At 68.1% G+C, this 7,879-nt stretch carries 6 protein-coding genes; 3 read left to right on the top strand and 3 right to left on the bottom strand.

Features of this window, described 5'->3' with window-relative positions; translation table 11 throughout:
* Nucleotides 1-120 precede the first annotated feature (120 nt).
* The 3 genes from AB0E19_RS37870 to AB0E19_RS37860 all read right to left on the bottom strand — a co-directional run bounded on the left by AB0E19_RS37870 (nucleotide 121) and on the right by AB0E19_RS37860 (nucleotide 5,868).
* Nucleotides 121-441, bottom strand: a complete 321-nt coding sequence (locus AB0E19_RS37870) for a hypothetical protein (RefSeq protein ID WP_362189569.1) — start codon at nucleotides 439-441, stop codon at nucleotides 121-123.
* A 75-nt stretch (nucleotides 442-516) separates the two neighbouring features.
* A complete protein-coding gene (locus tag AB0E19_RS37865; protein ID WP_362189566.1) occupies nucleotides 517-2,307 on the bottom strand; it encodes a VCBS repeat-containing protein in 1,791 nt (596 codons plus the stop codon).
* An 84-nt stretch (nucleotides 2,308-2,391) separates the two neighbouring features.
* Nucleotides 2,392-5,868: a DNRLRE domain-containing protein gene (locus AB0E19_RS37860; protein ID WP_362189563.1), complete on the bottom strand. Its 3,477-nt coding sequence runs from the start codon at nucleotides 5,866-5,868 to the stop codon at nucleotides 2,392-2,394.
* Nucleotides 5,869-6,216: 348 nt separating this feature from the next.
* On the opposite strand from AB0E19_RS37860, the gene AB0E19_RS37855 reads away from it, so the two are divergent.
* The 3 genes from AB0E19_RS37855 to AB0E19_RS37845 all read left to right on the top strand — a co-directional run bounded on the left by AB0E19_RS37855 (nucleotide 6,217) and on the right by AB0E19_RS37845 (nucleotide 7,630).
* On the top strand, nucleotides 6,217-6,417 hold the full coding sequence (locus tag AB0E19_RS37855; protein WP_362189560.1) for a hypothetical protein: 201 nt from the start codon (nucleotides 6,217-6,219) through the stop codon (nucleotides 6,415-6,417).
* A 366-nt stretch (nucleotides 6,418-6,783) separates the two neighbouring features.
* A complete protein-coding gene (locus AB0E19_RS37850) occupies nucleotides 6,784-7,296 on the top strand; it encodes a DUF6232 family protein (protein WP_362189557.1) in 513 nt (170 codons plus the stop codon).
* 1 nt (nucleotide 7,297) lies between these two features.
* Nucleotides 7,298-7,630 (top strand): hypothetical protein, encoded by a 333-nt coding sequence (locus AB0E19_RS37845; protein ID WP_362189554.1) that lies wholly within the window; start codon nucleotides 7,298-7,300, stop codon nucleotides 7,628-7,630.
* Nucleotides 7,631-7,879 lie beyond the last annotated feature (249 nt).

Raw genomic sequence — 7,879 nt, 5'->3', positions numbered from 1 at the left:
GGATGCCCGGCTTCCTGTCGCGCATCGCCGACGTGCTCCACCTGGACCGGCCGACGGTCGGCCACTGTGCCATGCCTCGGGGAGGCATGGCACGCCTGGTTCGTCAGGACTGGTGGACGGCTAGAAGATGCCGCGGATGGTGGTGGCCCATCCGGCGGTTCCCGCGAGGCGGGGTGCGCCGTGGGAGGTCTTGCCGCCGGGGTAGATGAGCAGGCATCCGGCGGGGCACAGGATGCTCTTCGCGGTGCCCGTGGCGTCAACATAGTCGACCGGGGTGTCCGCGTCTGCCGGGGTGGTGGCCCAGATGTCCCCGGCCTCCTGGCCGGTGGTGGGGACGAACCGCTTGAAGTTGTACGTGACGGCCACGTTTTCGGGGCCGGGCGGACGTTCGGGCGACGGGTCGTTGCCGAGCTTTCCGTCGATGTTGCCGGGAAGGAGCATCGGAACGGTTCACCGTGAGTTCCCTGGGGCACGGTCGCGGTATCCGGGGGCCGGTTGTGGTGTGTGGGGGCGTTGTCAGGAGATGGAGGTGATGGTGGTCTGCCAGCCGCTGGTGCCGACTTCGGTCCTGGGTCCGTCGATGGGGTTGCCTGTGGTGTCGGTCGCTCCGGTGTAGAAGAGGAGGGTTCCTGTTTCTGTGGGGGTGGTGGCCCACATGTCGGCTCGCTTGTTGCCGTCCGCGTCGGCTGCTCCGGTGATCAGGGGGCGGGCTGTGGTTGTGTAGCCCGAGCCGTAGCGGGTGCGGGTGGTGTAGCTGAATGTGCCGTCGCCGCTGCCGGGGTAGAGCCAGAGGTCGCCGCTGGTGTGGTGTCGTACGAGCAGATCGGGGTTCCCGTCGTGCGTGGCGTCGCCGGGGGCTGCCAGGTCCATGTCTCCCCAGCCGCTGTTTCCGATGAGCCGGACTGCGGTGATGCCGGGTGCCTGGTTGCCTTCGTACAGGTACAGCTGGGTGCCGCTGATGGCCACGAGGTCGGGTTGGCCGTCGCCGGTGGCGTCGCCTACCCCGATGAGCCGGGAGCCCGCCGGCACGGTCACGCCGGGGACGGTCTTGTGGGCTCCGAGAGGCTCGGTGCCGCTGTTCGGGTAGATCCGCAGTTCGCTGCCGATGACCGCGACGATGTCTTCCTTGCCGTCACCGGTCCAGTCCCCCCGGTGTGTGACGGGCGCGCCGCTCCACCCGCGCGCGCCGAGGGGCACCGGTGCGAGGAGGGCGCCTGTTCCGGTGCCTTGGTACAGGCGCAGCTTTCCTTCCGTGTCGACGGCCACAAGGTCGGGACGGCCGTCGCCGGTCATGTCGCCGGGGATGGCGGGTGGATCGATGTAACTGACGACGGGAGCGTGGTCGGAGACGCCTGTACCCGTCAGGTCGGGTGTGTCGGGTGTGGCGGGCGGGTCTGCTTCCGGCCCCGTGTAGGTCGAGTTGTCCCTGAGCGGGGTCTCGATGAACGTCGTCGGCTTGGGCCGCCGGGTCAGGAAGATGTTGTCGAGCGAGTGCTCGATCCATGACCCGTCGGGTGCCGGGTTCGGGCTCCAGCCGCGGCGTGTCATCTGCGTGCTCGAGACGACGTGCATGAGTCCGTCGAACGGTGCCAGTTCCGGGCGTCCGGCCGGTCTGTTGATGTCACCCCCGACGATGTAGCCGGTCGCGAGGTCCGTTGCGAGCAGCTGCCGGATCTCGCGGGCCTGCTGCTGGGCGATCACGGACTGGCCCGGCACCAGGTGAGTCGTGCAGATGTTGTCGCGCCAGCCCGTCATACGGCCGCACAACAGTGTGAATTCGCGCTCGTTGTACGGCGTCAGCGCATGCTCGGAGAAGCTCGACGCCACGCCCTTCCGGATGGCCAGCAGGTTGCCGATGCTGCCGTAGGTGAGGGACTGGTTGTAGCAGGTCTCGTCGCCGTCGTCGCGGGGCACTACCGTGTGCCGGATCACCCATTCCCCGGGGTTCAGCTCGTCCAGGGCTTGCTGCAGCCTGCCCATGTGGCTGAGGGGGAGCTGACTCTCGTGGGGGTCGTCCGGCGCGTATCCGCATGCTTCCTGGAGCATGACCACGTTCGCCTGGTGGTTCATGACCAGCTTCTTGAGCGCGTCGATCTTCAGCTGGGGGTAGTTCCGTCTGGGGCAGTAGCCGGGCTTGGAGGCGTTCATGCGCTCGCCCCCTGCGTCACCGCACATGTTCCAGGTGATGACCCTCAGCTTCTCCACCGCAGGGAGCGGGATCTCTGCCTGTGCTGCTGGCGACGCGGCGCCGACGAGCAGTGCGGCTGTCACCGCGATGCCCGCGATCGCGGCCAGGACTCTGTTCACTGTGTTCCTTCTCGTGGGTGGGGCGGGTGCGGCGGGGCCCCGGACCTTGTCCGGTCCGGGGCCTGGCAGTTGAGGGGTTTTGGTTCAGCCGATGGTGGTGGCGGTGAGCCAGCCGCTTGCGCTGGAGAGGAAGCGGGTGCCGTGGGTGGTGCGGCCGCCGGGGTAGAAGTAGAGGCGGCCGTCGGAGAGGCATGCCCACAGGTCGGGGATGCCGTCCTTGTCGATGTCGGGGGTGCCGATGATCTTGGGGATGTTGGAGGTGCCCCAGCCGGTGGTGCCGTAGACCTCGTCCTGGCCGGTCTTGGAGCCTGCTGCGGTGGTGAGGGAGGCGAGGTCGACGCCTCCGCCGGCGGCGGGTTTGCCGTGGCGCAGGAGGAGGCCGCGTTCGGTTTCGGCGCTGCGGAAGAGGAGGTCGGGGACGTTGTCGCCGCTGATGTCGGCGACGGTGAGGATGTCGCGGTCCGCCCAGGGGGCGCTGGCGACCAGGCGGGCTTCGGTGAAGGAGGCGCCCGTGTAGCCGATGAACGCCCACATCTGGTCGCCGCTGGTGGCGAACATGTCGGGGAGTTTGTCGCCGGTGATGTCTCCGGTGGCGACGATCTGCGTCAGGCTGGAGGGGGAGGGGGAGTTGGAGGGCAGGAGGATCTCGCGGCGGCGGTTGATGTTGACGGCGCCGTATCCGTCGCCGGGGTAGACCCAGAGTCTGCCGCCGACGCGGGCGATGAGGTCCTGGAGGCCGTCGCCGCCGTAGAAGTCGCCGTTGTGGGTGATCAGGGCGCCGGAGAAGTGTCCGGCGGGGGGTGCGATGAAGGGTTCGAGGTTGTCGCCGTTGGGGTCCTTGTCGGGGTTCTCCTGGTAGGCGCCGGACATGGAGAAGTCGGTGTCGCCGTTGCCCTTGTCGGCGGTGGTGCCGGGCGCCTGCTGTGAGGGGAACAGGCGCAGGTTGCCGCCGGCGGTGAGGGAGAACAGGTCGGGCAGGGTGTCGCCGGTGAAGTCGCCCGCGACGTCGGCCTGGTCCCTGGGGGTGACGTAGAAGAAGTACTTCGTGGGTGTGGAGACGTGCCCGGCGCCGTCTACGGTCCGCACGTACAGCACGTTGGGCCCGGCGGAGGGCGGTTTGGCGGTGATGCTCGCCTTGGTGGTGGTGGCGGTTCCCTGGGTGCGGGCGAGCGTGTGGGGGAAGCTATTGGTGTTGTAGCCCCACTCATAGCGGATGACGTCGGTCTCCAGTGCCTGGAGGGTGACGGCGCCGGTGGATCCGAACTTCTTCGTGGACCAGTTCTTGTCTTCGGGTTCGTTGCCGAAGGTGTTCTCGTTGCCGTCGGCGTTGGGGAAGTCGGTCGAGGTGACCCGCGGCGGACTGGGTTCGCTGCTGTCGAAGATGAAGCGGCAGGGTGCGTTGTAGGGGGCGAAGGCGGAGGTGGCCCCGGCCTTGTCGACGGCCCTGACCTGCCAGGAGTACAGGGTGTTGTTGACGAGCCGGGACGTGGGGAAGGAGCTGGTGGAGCGTTTGGCGTCGGTGGTGGCAGCGCCTACGGACACGGTTCCGGTGGAGCCGAGCAGGTCGCCGGTGGTGCCCCACTTTCCGGCGGGCCACAGGTTGAAGTCGAGGTAGTCGAGGTTGTTGTCCCAGTCCCCGGCCCGGGCGGTGAAGTTGATGTCGGTGGAGCCGACACGCACGTAGGGGGCGGAGGTGGTGCATTTGAAGTCGGGGCCGAGGTCGAATTCGTCGGGGGAGCGGGGCGGCCGGTTGTAGGTGACTTCGAGGACGGGGGCGCTGTCGCCGTCGGCCTGGAACTTCTTCCACGCGTACTGGGACTTCTCGTTGCGGGCGCGCAGCCCGAAGGTGATGGTGTCCTTGCCCTTGTTGGCGGTGGTCTGCGCGGCGGCGGTGACGTCGAAGGTCTCGTAGTCGTCGCGGCAGCCGGTCTTGTAACCGTGGGCGAAGCTGCGCACCGGTGTGGCGATGTTGCCGTCGTGGAGGCTGGGCGCGTTGTTCCAGTTGGTGCGGCTGGTCACCGCGCTGGTCAGGTGCACACTCATGGAGCGTGCGCTGCACGACCAGGAGTAGGTCTCCAGGACACGAAGGGTGGCCTTCTGGACCTTGGCGCCCTGGATCTTCTTGTCGAAGGCGATGTTGAAGAAGGACCGGGAGGTGCCCCAGGTGTCGGACTCGAAACCGACCCGGGCCTCATGGGTGCCGCCCTTGTTGAAGCCCTTGCCGTCGAAGAAGGTGGCGTTGGGGTGGCGGCTGTAGGCCGTGGTCCAGTTCTGGGTGTGCTTCTTGACCGTGGGGTCGATGAAGACCGGGTAGACGGTGGCCGGGTCGCTCAGGAAGTCCGTGCTGGGGGTGAGGGTCCAGTTGCCCTGGGACAGGTCCGCCTCGACCACGTCGCCGCGGGACTCGGGCGAGGGGCCGTTGAGCAGCGGCAGGTTCAGCGTGGCCCCGGCCTCGGGCTGCGAGGGCGCGGGGGTGGGCTCGCCGGGGACGGTGGGCAGCGGTGGGTCGCTCACGGCAGGCGCGGTGCCGTCGGTTGCGGTGGGCAGTACCTCGTTCTCGGGGTCCACCACGTCGTTGGCCAGCTCTTCGGTGGCCGTCGGGGCCGGGGCGGCGGTGGGCGGCGTGGGAGGGCTCGCCTCGGGGGATTCCGAGGCCGTGGGCTGGGCGGACGCGCCGGCCTGGCCGTCGGTGACGGCGGGAGCGCCACTGCTGTCCCACATCAGCGGCGTCGGCGACACGGCGACCTCGTCACCCCGCGAGGTCTCCGCCGCGACGATCCCGGACAGCGGGTCCAGACGGAAGTCGAGTGTCGGCGAGCCGATCCCGTAGGACAGCTGCGCGACGCGCGGATCGGCTGCCGCCTGACGGTTCTTGACGACCAGCAGCTGGGCGAACCCGTCGTCCTGCGCGGTCAGGACCAGGTCCGCGCCAGGCAGGATCTCCGGATACAGCGCCCGCGAGCCGTCGATGATCGGAGCCGGAACCGTTCCGGGCCAGGTCAGCTGGATGGTGTGCGCCAGCCCTTCGACATCGGTGACCGTCAGCGCCACCAGCGGCGAGGCCACCCCTTCCTCCGCGGTGAGCGCGGGTAGCAGCGACACCCGCCGCACACCACCGCGCGAGGCACGCTCGCCGCCCGACCCGCCGGCCGAGAACACGACGTGCGTGTTCGTCACCTTCGGCTGCCAGCCTTCGCCGGTGCGGCGCAGCGTGGTGTCGATCGGCTTCCACTCCTGGCCGACCTTCGCCCGCACCGGAGCGGCGTACGACCTGAGCATCATCAGCCCGTCCGGCCGCACCCAGGTGGTCGAGCGGGCGGTCCGCTCCGCCGTCACCTCGACGGGCTTGCCCGACTTCTTCGCCAGGGCGAACGCGGTTTGCCCGTCGACGGTCTCGGGCCGGGGGCGCGAGTCTGCCTTGCCTGCGGACGACGCGGAAGGAGGGGCGGTTTCGGAACCGGTGTGGAATCCCACGTAGGTGATGCCCCCGGCGGCGAGCGCGGCGGCGAGCGCCAGCGCGCTCGCCCGTCGCCCGGGCAGCCGGCGCTGTCTGACTGTCATGCGGTGAGGACCCCTTCCCCCAACATCCGGGCTCTCACAGCACCGGTGGAACCGACGAGCCGGCCACGACGTCTTGCCGGGTGATCGACATGTGATCGGTGTGTGAATCCGGTCGGAGCACTCTTCACAAGGCATGGCTGGGCGAGCCGATGATGTCCCATCGATCCCCGGCCGTCACCCTGCGGGACCGACCCGCCGAAGGGGAGCGGCGCACCGCTCGGCAATCAGCGGGGGAACGCCGCCCGGCGCCTCCAGCGCCACCTCAGTAGCGCCCTGCGAGTCCAGCTCACGCGGAACGACTTCAAGAAGGATGGCGTCAAGTTCAAGCTGGACGCCTACAAGTTCAAGGTGGCTTGCACGTTCACCCCCGTCTGGTACGCGCATGCCACGTACTACCCCGCCAAGGGGGACGCGATTCCGCGCACGTTCGGCAGGCACTCCAGCACCCACGGCGTCTCCAAGACCCAATACTCACGCATCAACACTGTCTACGCCCTGATGCTCGTCACCTCGGTGATCAAGCTGTTCGACACCGAGCTGCCTCACTGAGACGAGTTCGTCCGCCGCCGGCGGGGGCAGGCGCGATGGGTACACGTACAGGGCCCGGCGCCCGCTCGGCGACGGGCCCGCAGACTCCGGCACTGGCCCTATCGCGCCCGGGTAGCGTCGGGCGTGGCCCCCGCCAGCTCTGGCGTGCACGGGTAGGCGGGGCGTCCGGGAGGACCACCCTGCGAGGTGTCGCTCATGGTTGTGCTTTTGGCGCCAGGGGCGTGTTGCGCTGGTAGGCCAGGGGCATGTGGTTGTCGAGCGAACCGGCCGGCGTCCGAGGTGTGTCGCCTTCCATCAACTGACCTTTTGTCAGAGGGTGTTGGTAGGCTGATTAGTTACTGCTGAGGTTGCGATGGGGGACGCCGCATGGCTGGATCGGGCAGCACTGTTGAGGTGGTGATCCACAACCGAGTGCTGTGGGTCGGGGGAAACTCGTACGCCTTGCACAATGTGACTGGAACGAGACGAACTGTTACGACTCCGGATCGCTCCGCCGCGATACGGAAATTCGGTCGCACGCTTCTTTACCTGTTCCTTGTCTTCATTCTTGGGGGCCTGCTGCTGGAAGAAGTGGTGGAGAGCAGGATCGCTTCCAACCTCTTTGGCTGGATTATCGTCTTCGCCTTCTTCGCTCTAGTCGGCCTGGTAATCAAGCGACTGTTCTCCCTGGACCGTCACAACCTGGTCATCGACACCCCGAACGGATCGAAGACAGTGATCACCAGCACCGACGGGGGAAAGGTCGACGAGCTCAACCGGCGCATCACGCAGGCGATCGGGGATTCCAGCGTGGCAATGCGAATCCAGATCGAGAACGCTCACATCGGCGACTCGATCATCCAGTACGGAAGTCACAACACGGGAAAGCAAGGGGGATGACTTGAGCACCAACTTCCACTTCGGCGACTCCGTCACGCAGCACGGAGACCACAACGTCGGCATCGTGAAGAACTACAACGCCCCGACTGGCGATACGTCTCCGATCGAGACCCTGCTCGCTGCCGTTCGCGCACTCCGGGAGCAGGTCTCGGAGGAAGACCGCGAAGTGCTCGACCAGGCCGTAGACGCCATCGGCAGCGGCGAAGAGGAACCGCCCGCCGGCGCGGTACGGCGGGCGCTCGCCAGCATCGCCGGCGTGGCCGCCATGGTGGGGGCCATCGGTGTACCCGTAGTCGAAGCGGTACAGGCCGTGAAGGCTGCTCTCGGGATCTGATGACGGACCGGGACCGCCGGGATCAGACGGCTCCCGACACCCCGACCGTTGGGTCCGCACCACCGTCGGCCGCCCGCGCCGTGCTCCGGAGTTCCGATGCTCTGTCAGGGCAGGGCAGGGCAGGGCAGGGCAGGGCAGGGCAGGGGACCCGATGCCGTCAAGGAGTGACATCGGCTTCCCTCACGCGCGAGCCCGTCACGACCTCCGAGCCGGCACCGGCCTCCCGCCGGCGTCTGCTCGACACGGTGG

Source organism: Streptomyces sp. NPDC047974 (genome assembly GCF_040653375.1).
Classification (GTDB): domain Bacteria; phylum Actinomycetota; class Actinomycetes; order Streptomycetales; family Streptomycetaceae; genus Streptomyces.
This window is presented reverse-complemented; position numbering and strand designations above follow the sequence as displayed.

Excerpts from the sequence above, each read along its gene's own strand:
- AB0E19_RS37860 (WP_362189563.1), bottom strand. The coding sequence starts at position 5,868 with ATGACAGTCAGACAGCGCCGGCTGCCCGGGCGACGGGCGAGCGCGCTG.
- AB0E19_RS37850 (WP_362189557.1), top strand. The coding sequence starts at position 6,784 with ATGGCTGGATCGGGCAGCACTGTTGAGGTGGTGATCCACAACCGAGTG.
- AB0E19_RS37870 (WP_362189569.1), bottom strand. The coding sequence starts at position 441 with ATGCTCCTTCCCGGCAACATCGACGGAAAGCTCGGCAACGACCCGTCG.